At 70.3% G+C, this 16,724-nt stretch carries 14 protein-coding genes; 6 read left to right on the top strand and 8 right to left on the bottom strand.

The window, feature by feature from the left end:
* Nucleotides 1-141: 141 nt before the first annotated feature.
* Both PBV52_RS29555 and PBV52_RS29550 read right to left on the bottom strand, forming a co-directional pair.
* A complete protein-coding gene (locus tag PBV52_RS29555) occupies nucleotides 142-729 on the bottom strand; it encodes a sigma-70 family RNA polymerase sigma factor (RefSeq protein ID WP_128433187.1) in 588 nt (195 codons plus the stop codon).
* A gap of 304 nt (nucleotides 730-1,033) precedes the next feature.
* Entirely contained in the window at nucleotides 1,034-1,645 is a 612-nt protein-coding gene (locus tag PBV52_RS29550) for a response regulator transcription factor (RefSeq protein WP_003948568.1), read from the bottom strand.
* A gap of 381 nt (nucleotides 1,646-2,026) precedes the next feature.
* Between PBV52_RS29550 and PBV52_RS29545 the strand changes: the two genes are divergently transcribed.
* Nucleotides 2,027-2,356, top strand: coding sequence for a WhiB family transcriptional regulator (locus PBV52_RS29545; RefSeq protein ID WP_274242432.1), 330 nt, complete (start codon nucleotides 2,027-2,029; stop codon nucleotides 2,354-2,356).
* 90 nt (nucleotides 2,357-2,446) lie between these two features.
* Here PBV52_RS29545 and PBV52_RS29540 read toward each other — a convergent pair whose 3' ends face one another.
* Nucleotides 2,447-3,358: a LysR family transcriptional regulator gene (locus tag PBV52_RS29540; RefSeq protein WP_274242430.1), complete on the bottom strand. Its 912-nt coding sequence runs from the start codon at nucleotides 3,356-3,358 to the stop codon at nucleotides 2,447-2,449.
* Between the two features lie 80 nt (nucleotides 3,359-3,438).
* On the opposite strand from PBV52_RS29540, the gene PBV52_RS29535 reads away from it, so the two are divergent.
* The 4 genes from PBV52_RS29535 to PBV52_RS29520 all read left to right on the top strand — a co-directional run bounded on the left by PBV52_RS29535 (nucleotide 3,439) and on the right by PBV52_RS29520 (nucleotide 7,770).
* On the top strand, nucleotides 3,439-4,107 hold the full coding sequence (locus tag PBV52_RS29535; RefSeq protein WP_274242429.1) for an MOSC domain-containing protein: 669 nt from the start codon (nucleotides 3,439-3,441) through the stop codon (nucleotides 4,105-4,107).
* Between the two features lie 150 nt (nucleotides 4,108-4,257).
* A complete protein-coding gene (locus PBV52_RS29530) occupies nucleotides 4,258-5,790 on the top strand; it encodes a multicopper oxidase family protein (protein ID WP_274242427.1) in 1,533 nt (510 codons plus the stop codon).
* A gap of 43 nt (nucleotides 5,791-5,833) precedes the next feature.
* Nucleotides 5,834-6,607 carry an SDR family oxidoreductase gene (locus tag PBV52_RS29525; RefSeq protein ID WP_274242426.1) on the top strand — a complete coding sequence of 258 codons (774 nt, stop codon included), beginning with the start codon at nucleotides 5,834-5,836 and terminating at the stop codon, nucleotides 6,605-6,607.
* A gap of 470 nt (nucleotides 6,608-7,077) precedes the next feature.
* Nucleotides 7,078-7,770, top strand: coding sequence for an ester cyclase (locus PBV52_RS29520; protein ID WP_274242425.1), 693 nt, complete (start codon nucleotides 7,078-7,080; stop codon nucleotides 7,768-7,770).
* Nucleotides 7,771-7,860: 90 nt separating this feature from the next.
* Here PBV52_RS29520 and groL read toward each other — a convergent pair whose 3' ends face one another.
* The 4 genes from groL to PBV52_RS29500 all read right to left on the bottom strand — a co-directional run bounded on the left by groL (nucleotide 7,861) and on the right by PBV52_RS29500 (nucleotide 12,168).
* Complete coding sequence (gene groL / locus PBV52_RS29515; RefSeq protein WP_274242424.1) at nucleotides 7,861-9,486, bottom strand: chaperonin GroEL; 1,626 nt, start codon at nucleotides 9,484-9,486, stop codon at nucleotides 7,861-7,863.
* 120 nt (nucleotides 9,487-9,606) lie between these two features.
* A complete protein-coding gene (gene groES, locus PBV52_RS29510; protein WP_003998759.1) occupies nucleotides 9,607-9,915 on the bottom strand; it encodes a co-chaperone GroES in 309 nt (102 codons plus the stop codon).
* A 259-nt stretch (nucleotides 9,916-10,174) separates the two neighbouring features.
* Complete coding sequence (locus PBV52_RS29505) at nucleotides 10,175-11,098, bottom strand: polysaccharide deacetylase family protein (protein ID WP_274242422.1); 924 nt, start codon at nucleotides 11,096-11,098, stop codon at nucleotides 10,175-10,177.
* The gene (locus PBV52_RS29500; protein ID WP_274242419.1) at nucleotides 11,095-12,168 is read right to left on the bottom strand and encodes a polysaccharide deacetylase family protein; all 1,074 of its coding nucleotides are present in this window, start codon (nucleotides 12,166-12,168) and stop codon (nucleotides 11,095-11,097) included. The genes PBV52_RS29505 and PBV52_RS29500 overlap by 4 nt, the downstream gene beginning before the upstream one ends.
* A 90-nt stretch (nucleotides 12,169-12,258) precedes the next feature.
* Here PBV52_RS29500 and PBV52_RS29495 point away from each other — a divergent pair, with 90 nt between their 5' ends.
* Nucleotides 12,259-13,428 carry a methyltransferase domain-containing protein gene (locus PBV52_RS29495; protein ID WP_373921921.1) on the top strand — a complete coding sequence of 390 codons (1,170 nt, stop codon included), beginning with the start codon at nucleotides 12,259-12,261 and terminating at the stop codon, nucleotides 13,426-13,428.
* Here the strand turns inward: PBV52_RS29495 and PBV52_RS29490 are convergent.
* Nucleotides 13,425-16,709, bottom strand: coding sequence for an NACHT domain-containing NTPase (locus PBV52_RS29490; RefSeq protein WP_274242416.1), 3,285 nt, complete (start codon nucleotides 16,707-16,709; stop codon nucleotides 13,425-13,427). The genes PBV52_RS29495 and PBV52_RS29490 overlap by 4 nt on opposite strands.
* Nucleotides 16,710-16,724 lie beyond the last annotated feature (15 nt).

Below are 16,724 nucleotides of genomic sequence, written 5' to 3'. Positions count from 1 at the left end.
AAATGGCCTTGATCGGTGCGGATGTCCATGCTAACGGGAAGCATGGCTGACTCATTCCACGGTTCCGGGCGGCTTCAGGCTTCGTATGTTCGTACGGAACCGCGGAGAAGCCTGTTCATTTGGGGCGCGCTCAAGGGAGCTCTACTGCTCGGCCAGCGCGCGCAACCTGCTCAGAGCCCTGTGCTGGGCCACCCGCACTGCGCCGGGTGACATTCCCAACATCTGGCCCGTCTCTTCCGCGGTCAACCCCACCGCGATCCTCAGCAGCAACAGCTCCCGCTGGTTCTCAGGCAGGTTGGCCAGCAGCTTCTTGGCCCACTCGGCGTCGCTGCTCAGCAGCGCCCGCTCCTCCGGGCCCAGGGAGTCGTCCGGGCGCTCCGGCATCTCGTCGGACGGCACGGCCGTCGATCCGGGGTGGCGCATCGCCGCCCGCTGCAGGTCCGCCACCTTGTGCGCGGCGATGGCGAAGACGAACGCCTCGAAGGGGCGGCCGGTGTCCTTGTAGCGCGGCAGCGCGAGGAGGACCGCGACGCAGACCTCCTGGGCGAGGTCCTCGACGAAGTGGCGGGCGTCGCCCGGAAGGCGGGACAGCCTGGTGCGGCAGTAGCGCAGGGCCAGGGGGTGGACGTGCGCGAGCAGATCGTGCGTGGCCTGCTCGTCCCCGTCCACGGCGCGGTGGACGAGTGCACCGATCGCCCCTTGGGCATAAGCCGCCTCGTCGTCGCGCATCGGTCCATGGTGCCCTGCGGCCGTACGGTCCGCGGCATCACGCCCGATGTTGTGCACTGAAGCGTTATGAGCAGGTGCGCCGGCACTCATCCCCTGCGCCCTCCCCTTCCGCTCGACCGACTCGTCCCCGAGAGACTCCACACCTCAAGGATGCGGCATCCGCGCCGAAACGAGCAGCGGGCACCCGGCAGGCCGCTTTGCCACCACCGCTCACCTTGCGGTACACGCGCCGACCCGCGCTGTGAAAAGCAGCCCCGCCCACCACGCGGCGGGCGGGGATCCCCGTGCCCCCGCTGAGGTCCACCTACCGGACCAGGCCCCACCGGAAGCCGAGCGCCACCGCGTGCGCCCGGTCCGATGCGCCGAGCTTCTTGAACAGGCGTCGGGCGTGCGTCTTGACGGTGTCCTCGGAGAGGAACAGCTCGCGGCCGATCTCGGCGTTGGAGCGGCCGTGGCTCATGCCCTCCAGAACCTGGATCTCACGCGCGGTGAGCGTCGGCGCGGCGCCCATCTCGGCGGACCGCAGTCGACGCGGGGCCAGCCGCCAGGTGGGGTCGGCGAGGGCCTGCGTGACGGTGGCGCGCAACTCCGCGCGCGAGGCGTCCTTGTGCAGATAGCCGCGGGCACCGGCGGCGACCGCGAGGGCCACGCCGTCCAGGTCCTCGGCGACGGTGAGCATGATGATGCGCGCACCGGGGTCGGCGGACAGCAGCCGCCGCACGGTCTCGACGCCGCCCAGACCGGGCATGCGTACGTCCATCAGAATCAGGTCCGAGCGGTCGGCGCCCCAGCGGCGGAGGACTTCCTCGCCGTTGGCCGCCGTCGTCACGCGCTCGACGCCGGGCACGGTCGCGACCGCGCGGCGAAGCGCCTCTCGGGCAAGCGGGGAGTCGTCGCAGACGAGGACGGATGTCATGGCCGCCCTCCGCAGCTGATGCACGTCACCTTGAGCCTCCAGGCTGGTACGAAATCGTCACCTGTGCGGTCGACTGTCTCGGACGCCTGCCCGAGCGCTTGTTCCTTCAACCGCCTCCGCCCTCTCAACGACGGTCACTCGAAAGAGTTACGGGGCCGTATGCCATCTTCGGCACTCTACGTGAGGGGTCGGACACGGGGCAGACATGCACGACGGACCCTCAATGTTTCATCACAACCCATGCCCCATTCAGCCCTTTTTCTTCCCATTTATTGGCGTCTGAGGCTAGATTCGCAATGAGTCATATTTTCATCTCCTTAGATCGTAGATGTACGGTCGTGGACACCGTATCCGCCCAGAACGGCTACAAGGGGTCACGCAATGGCAGATTTCTCCCGCCTTCCCGGACCGAACGCGGACCTGTGGGACTGGCAGCTGCTGGCTGCCTGTCGCGGGGTGGACAGCTCGCTCTTCTTTCATCCGGAGGGTGAGCGCGGTGCGGCCCGGAGCGCTCGTGAGAACTCGGCCAAGGAGGTCTGTATGAGGTGCCCGGTGCGCGCGCAGTGCGCGGCGCACGCGCTGGCCGTACGCGAACCGTACGGAGTGTGGGGCGGCTTGACCGAGGACGAACGCGAGGAGCTCATGGGGCGGGCGCGCAACCGGCTGGTCTCGGCATCGACGACCAGCGGAGAGGCCGGTCCCCCCAACTGAAGGAACGTTTCTTCAAACGAGGGCACGCGCACGCGTGCCCTCGTTTTTTCGCGGTGCCCTCGCCTTCGCCAGGCGGTGCCCTCGCCTTCGCTAGCGGGCAGCCGCCCGCGTCAGCTGTTCGAGCGTCGCCGCCACCGCCGGCACCTGCGCGAGGTCGGGAAGGGTGAGGGCGACGATCTCCCGCCGCACCGCCGGCTCCAGCGTCACCATGCGCGCGCCTCGCGGCCGTACGGACTCGACGGCGAGCTGAGGCAGGACGGCCACGCCGAGGCCGGCGCTCACGAGGCCGACGACCGCCGGGTAGTCGTCGGTGGCGAAGTCGATACGGGGCGTGAAGCCCGCGCTCTCGCACACCTCGATCAACTGCCCCCGGCAGCGCGGGCATCCGGCGATCCACGGCTCGGCCGCGAGTTCCCCGATGGCGACAGACCCCGAGGCCGCGGTGCGCGCGAGCCGGTGCCGTTCGGGTACGAGGGCGACGAGACGGTCCGTCAGCAGCGGGCGTACGACAAGGTCGTCCCACTCGCCTTCCGGGGCGCCCGCGGCACCCTCGTACCGGAAGGCGAGGGCCACGTCGCAGTCGCCCTCGCGCAGCAGCTCGACGGACTGCGGCGGTTCGGCCTCCTCCAGGGAGACGCGGGTGCCGGGATGCGCGGCACGCAGGGCGGCGAGGGCGGTGGGGACGAGGGTGGAGCTGCCGCTGGGGAAGGAGACGAGGCGGACGCGCCCGGCCCGCAGCCCGGCGATGGCGGCGACCTCCTCCTCGGCTGCGGTGAGTCCCGCCAGGATCCCGGCGGCGTGCCGCACCAGCGCCGCGCCGGCCTGGGTCAGCCGCATCTCACGCCCGCTGCGGACCAGCAGCGGCGTGCCGACGGACGCTTCCAGGGCCTTCATCTGCTGGCTGACGGCTGGCTGGGTGCAGCCCAGTTCGCGCCCCGCCGCGGAGAAGGAACCGGTGGTGGCGACGGCGCGCAGCACACGGAGATGACGAGCCTCGATCACCCGTCGAGCATAAGCGAACCTTGGACATCGCGCCGAATAATGCATGGACGCTTTGGCTCATGGTCGCCTACCGTGCCGCCATGAAGCTTCTGTCTGTGAACCTGGGCCTCAGGAAGCACGTGCCGTACACCGATCACCCGGACGGCGTGACCGGGATCGACAAGCGGCCGGTGCAGGGGCCGGTGCGGGTGGCGGCACCCGGGCCCAAGGGAATCGGGGCCAGCGGGGTGGCCGGGGACGAGGTGTGCAGCATGCGCCACCACGGCGGCGACGACCAGGCCGTGTACGCGGTGGCGCGCGAGGACCTGGACGACTGGGAGCGCGAGCTGGGGCGGCCGCTGGCGAACGGCGGGTTCGGCGAGAACCTCACGACTTTTGGCCTGGACGTGTCCGGCGCGCTGATCGGCGAGCGCTGGCGGATCGGGTCCGGGGTGGTGCTGGAGGTCACGTGCGGCCGGATTCCCTGCGCCACCTTCCAGGGCCATGTGGGTGAGAAGCAGTGGGTGAAGCGGTTCACGGCGAAGGGCGCGCCGGGCGCGTATCTGCGAGTGATCGAGCCGGGCGAGGTCCGGGCGGGCGATCCGATGGAGATCATCCACCGCCCGGATCACGACGTGACGGTGGCGCTGCAGTTCCGGGCGGTCACGACGGAGCGGACACTGCTGCCGCGGCTGCTGGCGGCGGGTGAGGCGCTGCATCCGGAGTCGCTGGACGCCGCCCGGAAGTACGTGTCACAGCACGGGGCCTGACGGTACGTCAACCGACGATCGGCCGAGCCGATGAGGTGGCGGTCGCCCAGGCCCTAGGGGGAAACCCCGGACGAGCGGCGGGGGTTGACTCGGGGTGGTTCGGGGGACGACCCGGATGTTCGGCGGGCGGCGGACAGGGACGCTCGAAGCATGTCTCGCTTCAAGCGCGTCCTCATCGTTCTCGGCTCTGTCGTCACGGTCCTCGTGCTGGCGGTCGGCGGCCTGTTCGCCTGGCTGTGGACCGGCGCCGACGTCAGCACGGTCGGCAAGGCGTCGTTCGACAACGCGCTGGCGATACCGCCCCTGGCCGAGTCGTCCGTCGACAAGGACGGCACCCGCGTCTTCGACCTGCGCATGCGCGCGGGCGAAACGGAGTTCGAGGCCGGCCGCAAGACGCCGACCTGGGGCTTCAACGGCTCCTACCTCGGCCCGACGCTGCGCGCGGCCCGCGGTGAGAAGGTCCGCGTACGCATAACGAACGGGCTCGACGAGGCGTCCGGCGTGCACTGGCACGGCATGCACCTGCCCGCGCGGATGGACGGCGGCCCGCACCAGATGATCGCCCCCGGCGGCACCTGGACTCCGCACTGGACCGTGGACCAGCCCGCCGCGACGCTCTGGTACCACCCGCACCCGCACGGCGTGACCGAACGGCATGTGCGCAAGGGCCTGGCCGGCATGTTCATCCTCGACGACCAGCGGTCCACGAAGCTCGCCCTGCCGAAGCGGTACGGCGTCGACGACCTGCCCGTCATCGTGCAGGACGTGCGTTTCGACGGCGCGAAGCTCGACGGCGACCACAAGATCATGCAGAACGTGGGCTTCCTCGGCGACCGGACGATGGTCAACGGCACGCTGCGTCCCTACCGGGAGGTCGGCGACGAGCTCATACGGCTGCGGCTGCTCAACGCCTCGACGGCACGCACCTACTCCTTCGGATTCCCGGACGGCCGTGCCTTCTCGCTGACAGCGACGGACGCAGGCCTGCTGGAGCGGCCCGAGTCCATGGACCGTGTCCAGCTGTCGCCGGGCGAGCGAGCCGAGATCGTCGTACGGATGCGGGCGGGTGAGCGCGTGATGCTGCGCAGCTTTCCGCAGGACAACTACGGGGACAGCTGGAATCGGCGGTTCGGTGGGGGCGACGACTCCTTCGACGTACTGGAGCTGCGGGCAGCCGGACAGCTCCGGCCGTCGCCCGCGATACCGCCCGTACTCGGCGAGTTGGAGACACCCGACGGCACTGATGCGGTGCGCGGGCGGCACTTCGACCTGAAGCGGTCCGGTATCAACGGGCGGTCGATGGACATGGGCCGCGTCGACGAGACGGTCACGCGCGGGACCACGGAGGTGTGGACGGTCCGCAACAGCAACGGCATGCCGCACAACTTCCATGTGCACGACGTGCAGTTCCGGGTGCTGGCGGTGAACGGTGAAGCACCGCCGCCGGCGCTGCGCGGGCCGAAGGACACGGTGTTCCTGCCGAACGGGACGACGATGAAGCTGGCGCTGCGCTTCACCGGACCGGCGGATCCGGACACGCCGTACATGTACCACTGCCATCTGCTCTACCACGAGGACGAGGGGATGATGGGTCAGTTCGCGGTGGTGGAGAAGGGGCAGCGGGCGCAGGCGCCGTCGGGTGGCGGCAGGGCGCTCGGTCACTCGGGGCACCAGAACGGCTGAGCAAGGAGCGGAAGCGCGCAGTCCGGGTCACTAACCTTGCGCCATGACAACGGCATTGATTACGGGATCGACCGCGGGCATCGGCGCCGCGTTCGCGCGGCGGCTGGCGGCCGACGGGCATGACCTCGTCCTGGTGGCCCGGGACACCAAGCGGCTGCGGGAGCAGGCCACCGAACTGCACGACCGGCACGGCATCGAGGCGGAGGTGCTGACGGCCGACCTGGCACAGGACAGCGGCATCGAGGCCGTCGCCGCCCGCCTCGGCGACCGCAGGAACCCCGTCGACCTGCTGATCAACAACGCCGGCTTCGGCAACAAGGGCCGCTACCTCGACGTCTCCATGGCCGACGAGCTGATGATGCTCAAGGTGCACTGCGAGGCGGTACTGCGGCTGACCTCGGCGGCGTCGGCGGCGATGCGGGAGCGGGGGCGCGGGGGCGTCGTCAACGTCGCGTCGGTCGCGGCCTTCGTGCCGCGCGGGACGTACGGCGCGTCCAAGGCGTGGGTCGTGCAGTTCACGCAGGGGGCGGCGCGGGATCTGGCCGGCAGTGGGGTGCGGTTGATGGCGTTGTGCCCGGGGTTCGTGCGGACGGAGTTCCATCAGCGGGCGGGGATGGGGACGGACAACATTCCGGGGTGGATGTGGCTGGACGCGGACAAGGTGGCGGCTGCGGCGCTGGAGGATCTGGCGCGGGGGAAGTCCCTGTCCATTCCGGATCCTCGGTACAAGGTGCTGATGGGCGCGACGAAGCTGGTGCCTCGGGGGTTGCTCGGGGGGATCAGTTCGAAGACGGGGCGGAAGTACGGGCCGCAGTAGAAGTACGGGCCGCAGTAGGAGCAGGCTCGTCCGCCGGGCGGCGGCGCAGGAAGCCGACGGCCGGCGGGACAGTGCGGGGCGCGACGCGGATCAGGGCGGGCAGGACCTGCCGGCGGCTCATGCGCTGCGCGGCCCGGGCGGCGGGGATCCGGCCGCGAGCGGGTTCCGCCGCGGGGGCGAGGACATGCCGGAGGCGAGGGGCCGGGGCGTCTGCCGATCGCCCGGATCCTCGACGCGGCCGGCCGGGCGGGACCGTTTTCCGCGCCAGATGGCGGCCGGTTCGTTCAACTCGGCTGTGCCGAGCGGTTCCGGCGGAGGCCGCCCTCATGTCCCGCCCAGCGGTCACCGATCGCCGCCTCCCTCACCGGCGCATGGCGTCATGATGCCGACGCCGACAGGCACAGCGCCCCTGCGGCGGGGAGAATGGTGCTGTTCGGTCGCACCCAGGGGGGCCGGGAGGCGATGACGTCATGACCTTCGTACAGCTCATCGACTGCAGGACCAGCCGCTTCGACGAGATGAACCGGCTGATGGACAGGTGGGTCGAGCAGACCAAGGGGAAGCGGACGGCGACGCACGACATCATCGGGAAGGACCGGTCGGACTCGTCGCACTTCATCGAGATCGTGGAGTTCGCGTCGTACGACGAGGCGATGCGGAACTCCAATCTTCCCGAGACCGATCGGATCTTCCAGGAGATGGTCGCGCTCTGTGACGAGACGCCGACGTTCACCGATCTCGACGTCGTGCGGGACGAGCAGCTGAACGTCCTGGCCGCGCAGACCTTCTTCAAGGCCATGGGCAGGATGGAGCCGGAGGGGATCGGCGAGCACCTCACGGACGACTACGTGGATCACGATCCGTCGTATCCGCAGCCCGTGCAGGGCATCGACGGGGTGCGCGAGCAGTACGCGGGGTGGCGTGCCGCCTTCGACTTCACGTTCCGGATCGACGATCAGCTGGCCCAGAGCGACCAGGTGTGCACGCGGTGGACCTGGACCGCACGGCACAAGGGCGAGTTCCTGGGGATTCCGGCGACCGGGCAGGACGTGGCCATGCAGGGCATGACCTGGCAGCGGTTCCGGGACGGGAAGATCTGCGAGAGCCACTGGCTCTACGACCGGGCGGGGCTGCTGGAGCAGCTGGGGGTACTCGGTCAGTGACCCGGCCGCGAGAAGGCCGGTGAATCGCCCGCGAAGGGAGAAGCCCCCCGATGCGACAGCAACGGGGGGCTTCTTCGGGTGGTGCGTGCCTCAGTGGGCGTGGCCGTGGCCGTGACCAGCGGCGGCCGGCTCTTCCTCTTCCTTCTTCTCGACGACCAGGGTCTCGGTCGTGAGGAGGAGGGAGGCGATGGAGGCGGCGTTCTCCAGGGCGGAGCGGGTGACCTTGACCGGGTCGATGACGCCGGCCTTGACCAGGTCGCCGTACTCGCCGGTGGCGGCGTTGAAGCCCTGGCCCTTGTCGAGCTCGGCGACCTTGGAGGTGATGACGTAGCCCTCCAGGCCGGCGTTCTCGGCGATCCAGCGCAGCGGCTCGACGACCGCGCGGCGGACGACGGCGACACCGGTGGCCTCGTCGCCGGTCTTGCCGAGGCCGCCCTCGAGCACCTTGGCGGCGTGGACGAGCGCGGAGCCACCACCGGAGACGATGCCCTCCTCGACCGCGGCGCGGGTCGCGGAGATGGCGTCCTCCAGACGGTGCTTCTTCTCCTTCAGCTCCACCTCGGTGGCGGCGCCGACCTTGATCACGCACACGCCGCCGGCCAGCTTCGCGAGGCGCTCCTGGAGCTTCTCGCGGTCCCAGTCGGAGTCGGTGTTCTCGATCTCGGCCTTGATCTGGGCGACGCGGCCCGTGACGTCCTCGGCCTTGCCGGCGCCGTCGACGACGGTCGTGTCGTCCTTGGTGACCGTGACACGGCGGGCGGAGCCCAGCACGTCCAGGTCGGCCTGGTCGAGCTTGAGGCCGACCTCCTCCGAGATGACCGTGGCGCCGGTGAGAACCGCCAGGTCCTGCAGCATCGCCTTGCGGCGGTCACCGAACCCGGGAGCCTTGACGGCGACCGCGTTGAACGTGCCGCGGATCTTGTTCACGACCAGGGTCGACAGGGCCTCGCCCTCGACGTCCTCGGCGATGATCAGCAGCGGCTTGGAGGCACCCGACTGGATGACCTTCTCAAGGAGCGGCAGCAGGTCCTGGATGGAGGAGATCTTGCCCTGGTTGATGAGGATGTACGGGTCCTCGAGGACGGCCTCCATGCGCTCCTGGTCCGTCACGAAGTACGGCGACAGGTAGCCCTTGTCGAAGGCCATGCCCTCGGTGAAGTCCAGCTCCAGACCGAAGGTGTTGGACTCCTCGACGGTGATGACACCGTCCTTGCCGACCTTGTCCATCGCCTCGGCGATGAGCTCGCCGACCTGGCTGTCCTGGGCGGACAGGCCGGCCACGGCGGCGATGTCGGACTTCTCGTCGATCGGGCGGGCCGAGGCGAGCAGGTCCTCCGACACGGCCTTGACCGCGGCGTCGATGCCCTTCTTGAGGACGGCCGGGGAGGCGCCCGCGGCCACGTTCTTCAGGCCCTCGCGCACCAGCGCCTGGGCGAGCACGGTGGCGGTGGTCGTACCGTCGCCCGCGATGTCGTTGGTCTTGGTCGCCACCTCCTTCACCAGCTGGGCGCCGAGGTTCTCGTACGGGTCCTCGACCTCGACCTCACGGGCGATGGTGACGCCGTCGTTGGTGATGGTGGGCGCGCCGAACTTCTTGTCGATGACGACGTTGCGGCCCTTGGGGCCGATCGTCACCTTGACCGTGTCGGCCAGCTTGTTGACGCCGCGCTCGAGGGCGCGACGGGCGTCCTCGTCGAACTTCAGGATCTTCGCCATGACAGCGGGAGCCCTCTCGGAATGTGGGTGAAAAAGGCACTGCGCCCCGGGCGCCCGGCTTCTTTAAGTGGTCGCGGGGGCCAGGGGCGCAGCTGGAAGCAAAATGTGCTTCGGAGTGAACTACTTCTCGATGATCGCGAGCACGTCGCGAGCCGAGAGGACGAGGTACTCCTCGCCGTTGTACTTCACCTCGGTGCCGCCGTACTTGCTGTACAGCACGATGTCGCCGGTCTTGACGTCGAGCGGCAGGCGCTCGCCGTTCTCGAAGCGGCCCGGGCCCACGGCCAGGACGACGCCCTCCTGGGGCTTCTCCTTGGCGGTGTCCGGGATGACCAGGCCAGAGGCGGTGGTCTGCTCCGCGTCGAGCGGCTGGACCACGATGCGGTCCTCAAGCGGCTTGATGGCAACCTTGGAGCTGGTGGTCGTCACGATCCGACCTCCCCCTTCGGAGATCTCACGGGGTTAACTGTCTGAGGTGGCGACCAGGTGGATCCGTCGTCGCGGGTGCCGGACCTGCCCGTCGCGTAGTTGGCACTCTCCAGTGGGGAGTGCCAGAGCCGAGACTATGACCGCGATTAGCACTCGGTCAAGCGGACTGCTAATTCGCTGCGCTGACTGAGCCGCGTTCCTGGTCACGTGGCGTTGCCGTGAGCGGGCCGAGATATGCGAACCGGCGCCGGAAGTTCCGTCAGACGTAGTCCTCCAAACGGCCCACCGTCAGCCCCCTCCCCTGGATCCCCCGCAGCAGCCTCGTCGTCCGCTCCCTCAGGCTCAGACCGGTCGGTTCACCCGAAGGGACGGAGACGATGTCGCCGGCGCGCAGCCGGCGGGGCCCCTTCGCATACGTCAGCTCGCCGTCGCCCTCCATCGCCGCCCGCCACAGCACCACCGCCGTCACGCCGCAGTCGGCTGCAGCGCGGAGCGTGGTGGTGTCGTACGTGCCGTAGGGGGGCCGGAAGAGCCGGGGCCGGATGCCGAAGCGGGCCCGGAGTTTGTTCTGCTGGCCGCAGATCTCGGCGCGCTGGCCGGCGTACGGCAGACCGCGCAGGGCGGCGTGGTCCAGGGTGTGGTTCTGCATCGACGCACCCACCGACCGCAGGCGGGCGAAGTGGCCGTAGCCCGGGCCGACCACGCTGTCCGTGAGGAACATGCTGACGGGCAGCCGTAGCTCACGGACCATGTCGACGAAGCGGGGGTCCTTCTCGGCGCCGTCGTCGTAGGTGAGGAACACGACCTGGTCGCGGGTGAGGATGCGGTCGACGACGGGCAGCAGATCGCCCCCGGACGGCCGATCACCCCCGGGCGACACCTGCCGCTGGGCGGGCGGGGACGGGGGCGCGGGCAACGGGGCGGTGAGCCCCCATCGGCGGTACGGCTGTGCCGAGGGCGTCGGGCCTTTCGCCGACCGCGCCCCTTGCACCACCCTCCCGCCGGGACCTCCGCCGGGCTCGACCGACCCGGACGGCTGGGCGCAACCGGCGAGCACGACGGACGCCAGGACGACAGCTGCCAGAGCACGTACGGCCGACAGACCACGTACGGCCGACAGAGCACGTACGGCTGTGAGAAGCCCCGGCTCGGGCGCCGGCATCGGTGCCGGCGCCGGCCTCACAGGTAGTCCTCCAGCCGGGCCACCGCGTACCCCTCGGCCGTCACTTTGTTCAGGAATCGGCGGATCATGTCGGGCATTGTGCCCTTCCAGTCGTCCCTGCCCCGGAAGTGACTGAGGACGATGTCACCCGGGCGGATCTTCCGGTCCCACTCGCGGTAGTCCCAGCGGTCGACGAAGACCTCCTCGTTCCACAGGGGGACGTACTCGATGCCGCAGGACTTCGCGGCGCGCAGGCTGTTCCTGTTGTAGTTGCCGAAGGGCGGGCGGAAGAGCAGCGGGCGCTTGCCGTAGCGCCTCTCGATCACCTCCTGCATGCCGCAGATCTCATGCCTCTGGCGGTAGTAGGAGAGGGCCGGGAGGTAGGGGTGGTGGAGGGTGTGGTTGTTCAGGACCACGCCGCCGCGCTGCATCCGTTTGAAGTAGCCGTAGTCCTCCTTGATCAGGTAGTCGCTGAGGAAGGCGGTGTACGGCACCTGCAGCTCACTCATCATCCGCAGGAACGCCGGGTCCTTCTCGGCGCCGTCGTCGATGGTGAGGAAGACGACCCTCTGCTTGGTGGGGACGGTCGTGAAGACCGGCGGAAGGCCGAGTTCCTCGTGCCCGTCGACCTCGAAGCCGTCGCGGGTGGTGATCTCCGGCTTCCTGGCGGGTGGCGGCGGGGGCGTGAGCGGGACTCGCGCCAGGCGCCAGCGCCTCGCGGCGGCGACCCGGGCGGCGCGGGCGGCCTGGGCGGACCGGAACTTCTTGGCTTGCGGGTCCTTGCCCTGCGGGTGCCTGGCGTGCGGGTCTTCGGCAGGCGCGTCCGAGGTTCCGCCCGGGGGCGGGGCCTTGAGGGGCTGCCGGCTCGGCGTGGGGCGTACGGCCTCATGTCCGCCTCCGCCGCCCTGTCCGCCCCCGCCTCCGCCACCCTGCGCACACCCCGAGGCGATGGCGGCGACGGTGAGCGCGGCGATTCCGCCGCGGATCCGCGAACGCCCGACTGCCCGCCCGACCCGCCCGGCTGCCCGATGACCGCGCCCCGCGGCTACCCCATTGCGGCGACTTTTGTCATTTTGTCGTACTACTCGCATGGAGCCGGATCCTCGCAGGCACCCGCCCCGAAGATCGGCCGACACCGCCGCCGGAAGCGGACCATCCACCGACTGGCCGACAATGACCCGGTGAACGACCTCGCCTCCTTCTCCCGCCTCCTCACCCCCGCGGGCCGCGCCCTCCTCGACGCCGTACGCGACACCGACCCCGCCGACGAACTCGCCGTCGCCACCCGGCTGCGCCGCGAGCACCCCGCCGAGCTGGTGTCGGCGGCGCTCGGACAGGCACGGCTGCGTCAGCGGGCGGTGGCGAAGTTCGGGGCGGCGGACGCGGGGCGGATGTTCTTCACGCCGAACGGGGTCGAGCAGTCGACGCGGGCGAGTGTCGCGTCGTACCGGGCCGGGCGGATGAAGGAACTCGAGGTCGGGTCGGTCGCCGACCTGTGCTGCGGGATCGGGGGCGACGCGATCGCGCTGGCCCGGGCCGGGATCCGGGTGCTGGCGGTGGACCGGGATCCGGTGACGGTGGCGGTGGCCCGGGCGAATGCGGAGGGTCTCGGCCTTGCCGACCTCATCGAGGTACGGGAGGCCGACGTCACCGAGGTGGACACGAACGGCTACGACGCCGTGTTCGTCGACCCCGCCCGCCGGGGCGGTCGCGGGAGGATCTTCGACCCCGAGGCGTACTCGCCCCCGCTGTCCTGGGCCCTCGATGCCGCCCGCAAGGCTCCCCACGCCGCGCTGAAGATCGCGCCCGGCATTCCGCACGAGGCCGTTCCGGGCGAGGCCGAGGCGGAGTGGATCTCGGACGGTGGGGATGTGAAGGAAGCGGTGCTGTGGTTCGGTACGGAGGCCGGGGCGGTCCGGGCCACGCTGCTGCCGGGGCCGCGTTCGCTGCTCTCCCGGGGGCTGCCCGACCCCGAAGTCCGCTCCGTCGGGCGGTACTTGTACGAGCCCGACGGTGCCGCCATCCGGGCGCATCTGGTCGCCGAGGTGGCGGACCAGCTGAACGGCGGGCTGCTCGACGCGACCATCGCGTACATCACCGCGGACGAGTTGCGCGCGACGCCGTATGCCACGGCGTACGAGATCACCGACCAACTGCCCTTCAACGTCAAGAAGTTGAAGGCCCTGCTGCGTGAGCGGGAGGTCGGCACGCTGACGGTGAAGAAGCGCGGGTCGGCGGTCGAGCCGGAGGAACTGCGCAAGAAGGTCAAGCCGCAGGGGCCCAACTCGGCGACCGTGTTTCTGACGCGGGTGGCGGGCGCGCCGACGATGCTCGTCGGGCGGCCGGCCTAGCCGGCCGAGGGGAGCGGGACGATCGTGTGGTCGGGGAGGACTCGGACTCTGGCGCGGCGGCTGACGGCGTAGGCGGCGGAGTGGGCCGCGTCGTGGGGGAACGGCGGCTCCAGCGCCGGATCGATGAACCGCAGCAGCCCGGCGACGGTCTCGGCGTCGTCCGCGACCCCGGCCACTGACCTCAGGAGTGCCTCGTAGGTGTCCGCGGCCACTGGGGAGCCGGCCTCCAGATTGTCCAGGCCGTAGCGCAGGACGGCATGCGCGCGCGAGCGTGGAACCTTGGGAGGAAACGACCCTTCGAGGGCCTGAGTATCCTCTCTCAGCCGGAGAAGACAGGCATCCATCGCGGCTTCTGGAGCGAAGGCCTCCAGCCAGTACGCAGCGTGCCCGTCATGGAATCCCCCGCGGCCCGTGGCGGCCCGGTCGAAGAAGTGCTGTACGACACCGAAGTCTCCATAGGGGGACAGCGTCGTGCCGAGACGGCGGGAGATCCGGCCTCTCCAGGCCCAGGAATGCGACCGGCCGCGCTCGTAGTCCAGGTCCGGGGAGAAGGCGCCGCTCAGGATCGCACGACGGACGGTGTGGAGCCGGAGCGGTGTGCCCCAGGCCGCCGAGGTGGCCGCGGCCGCCGCACAGATGTGCGGGTCCGGGCTGTCGAGGAGCGCTTGCAGCTCCGCGGTGGAGCCCGGGCTGTGGTCGAGGCATTCCAAGGCCAGCCAGCGCAGCTGCCATGCCGCGGCAGTGTCACCGGCGACCGCGAGCAGAGCGTCACGGTGCGCCCAGCCGTGCCCCTGACCGGCGAACACCACGAGCGCGGCCATCATCGGCATCTTCTGGAACTCCGTCACCTGGTCCGACCGGATCAGGTCGAGCAGCGCCCCTGCCCCTCGGTCACCGGCGATGTCCAGATAGACCTCGGCCAGGGTCTGGCGTTCGAAGTACCAGTCGTCGTCCCGTGTCAGGAGCTCCAGCAACCGCTCCTCCGTGTCGGAGTCCCCGACGTCAGGGAGGGAGTCGCGTACCGCCTGTCGGGCCTGCCATCCGCCGAACTTCTCGACGACCGCCCGGAGGAGGACGTCGGCGGGCCCTCCCGCGGCGCCGAGTGCGCGGACGAGCGTGCAGACGTGCTCGATCTCTTCGGAGCCGGTCGGATTCGGACCGGCCATGAGGTCCGTCAACTCCTGGAGCAGTACGGGAACGGCGGCCTCCACGTGCAGTGTGCCGAGGGCCTTGATGAGGTGCCCCCGCACGCGGCCCGACAGGGCCGGCTGCAAGGTGAACACCCCCAGCAGCCGCTCCCCCACCTTCCGGCCGCCGTGCCCCGCCAGCGCGTCGACGAGTGCCGCTCGCACGTCCGGCCCCTTCTGGTCGTCGCCGATGTAGCCGACGACCTCGCTCAACTGCTGCTCCGAGCCCAGCACTCCCACGATCGCCTGGGCCGCCCGCAACCGCTCCTCCTCGTACGGCGACGACTCCAGCAGTTGCCACACGGTCCGGACGATCTGCCGTCGCAGTGCCACATCGGCCACCCGCGGGCTGCCCGTCAGACACCTCGCCGCCAGCAGCAGATCGGTGTGGAACAGATCGTCGTGCGGCAGGTGCAGCAGTTCGGCGTCCGCCTCGCGCCCCTCCGGCTGCAGCACCCCCGACAACAACGGCGTCGCGTCCGGCAACGCCCCGGCCAGCAACAGGATCACCTCCTCCCACCACGGGTCGTACCGTGACGCCACCGCCCGCTCGATCCCGGCCGCCCCCTGCTCCAGCAGCGCTGTGGCCGCGAAGTGCTCCTGCAGGGTCAGGTGCAGGAAGCCGTACCAGCCGTGGGCCTGCGCCTTGAGCAGGCCGTACTGGGCGGCGATCTCGTCGAGGATCGCCCGGCTGTCCGTGCGGGGCAGGTCGATGGTCGGCAGGAAGTCCCCGATCAGGCCCAGCAGATCGTCCTCGGGGAAGTAGCGCCGGCCACGCTGGTGGTAGTGCCAGGCGATCTGCTTGAGCAGGTCCTGTTTGCGGTCAGTCGTGAAGCGGCTGTAGCGGGTGACCTTGCGGTGCGCGTCCCACTCGCGGAGCAGGACCTCGACGCAGCGCCGGTAGAGTGCCGCCCGCCGCTCGGGAAGCTCCAGGTCACGCTCGTAGACGATGGCGATCAGGCTCAGCAGCAGGGGGTTGGCGGCCAGCGTCTGGAGGCGGCCGTTGCCGGACAGGGCGCGGACCAGGCCGCTGCGACGCCGGTCGCGCTCCCCGAACCAGTTGGCGATGAAGGTCTCGATCTGCGCCCACTCGAAGTCCAGCGCCTCCAGGACCTGGAACTGCTGCAGTCCGCCCTGCCAGCCGTGCCGACGGCAGGTGGTGGCGATCAGTGCCCTCGGGAAGCGGGTCGCAAGGCGGGCGATCTCGTCGGTGACGCGGCCGTACGCCCCGGCCGCGTCCTCCGCGCTCTCCCCGCCCAGGACCTCGTCCAGGCCGTCGAGCAGCAGGGCCGCGGTGCCGTCGGCCAGTTTCTCCGCCACGTACTCCCTGGCGTCCGCGAAGCCGTACTGGTCGGCCCAGTGCTCGGCGACGTAGTCGAGCAGCGAGTCGTGGCCGCTCTCGACGAAGCGGAACAGCTCGATGTACGCGGGGAGTTCGGGGAGCGCCTCGCCCTCCGACTGGCTGGCCATGCGCAGGGCCAGGTGGCGGAGCATCGTCGTCTTGCCGGCGCCCGGGTCACCGACGACGACGATGCGCTGGTAGCGCTGGAGTGCGTCGATCGGGGCGTAGGTGTGGGACGACGAGGTGGCCGTGTCGGTGGCCAGGGATTCCCTGCGCGTGCCGTCGCCCGCACGATTGCGGTCCCGCTCGCCGAGTTCCTCCTCACGCACGAACCTGAGGGGCTGCTGCTCCTGGACCCGGACCTGGACGTAGAGACGGTCCAGGCGCAGCGGCCGGGACATGTCCAGGATCTTCAACGTCGACAGCTCCTGCGCGAGCCGCGCGCAGTAGGTGTCCGCCTCGGTGACGAGGCTGCTGCGGCGAGCGGCCGACTGGTCGGCGGCCCGGGCCTGTTCCTGTTCCTCCTCCTGGGCGCGTGCGCGGTCCTCGCGCTCCCACTCGTGCTCCTTCAACCGCCTGTTGGCGGCCTCCTGGAGCTCGATCTTCTCCCGCTCCAGCCTCCTGTTACGGCGTGTCTGCCAGATCGCGAATGCGCCCGCCACCAGCGCGGCAATGACCGCCCCGCCCGCGGTGACGACCGGCGTGTTGATGATCGGCGTGCCGGAGCCCGCCGCGACGACCGCACTCAGCACCGAACCCCCCGTGCC

The sequence above is a fragment of the Streptomyces sp. T12 genome, assembly GCF_028736035.1.
Lineage (GTDB): Bacteria > Actinomycetota > Actinomycetes > Streptomycetales > Streptomycetaceae > Streptomyces.
The sequence above is the reverse complement of the archived record's forward strand: the minus strand, read 5'-3'. Positions and strand labels throughout refer to the sequence as shown.

Excerpts from the sequence above, each read along its gene's own strand:
- PBV52_RS29525 (WP_274242426.1), top strand. The coding sequence starts at position 5,834 with ATGACAACGGCATTGATTACGGGATCGACCGCGGGCATCGGCGCCGCG.
- PBV52_RS29520 (WP_274242425.1), top strand. The coding sequence starts at position 7,078 with ATGACCTTCGTACAGCTCATCGACTGCAGGACCAGCCGCTTCGACGAG.
- PBV52_RS29550 (WP_003948568.1), bottom strand. The coding sequence starts at position 1,645 with ATGACATCCGTCCTCGTCTGCGACGACTCCCCGCTTGCCCGAGAGGCG.
- PBV52_RS29535 (WP_274242429.1), top strand. The coding sequence starts at position 3,439 with ATGAAGCTTCTGTCTGTGAACCTGGGCCTCAGGAAGCACGTGCCGTAC.
- PBV52_RS29555 (WP_128433187.1), bottom strand. The coding sequence starts at position 729 with ATGCGCGACGACGAGGCGGCTTATGCCCAAGGGGCGATCGGTGCACTC.
- PBV52_RS29530 (WP_274242427.1), top strand. The coding sequence starts at position 4,258 with ATGTCTCGCTTCAAGCGCGTCCTCATCGTTCTCGGCTCTGTCGTCACG.
- PBV52_RS29545 (WP_274242432.1), top strand. The coding sequence starts at position 2,027 with ATGGCAGATTTCTCCCGCCTTCCCGGACCGAACGCGGACCTGTGGGAC.
- groL (WP_274242424.1), bottom strand. The coding sequence starts at position 9,486 with ATGGCGAAGATCCTGAAGTTCGACGAGGACGCCCGTCGCGCCCTCGAG.
- PBV52_RS29500 (WP_274242419.1), bottom strand. The coding sequence starts at position 12,168 with ATGCGAGTAGTACGACAAAATGACAAAAGTCGCCGCAATGGGGTAGCC.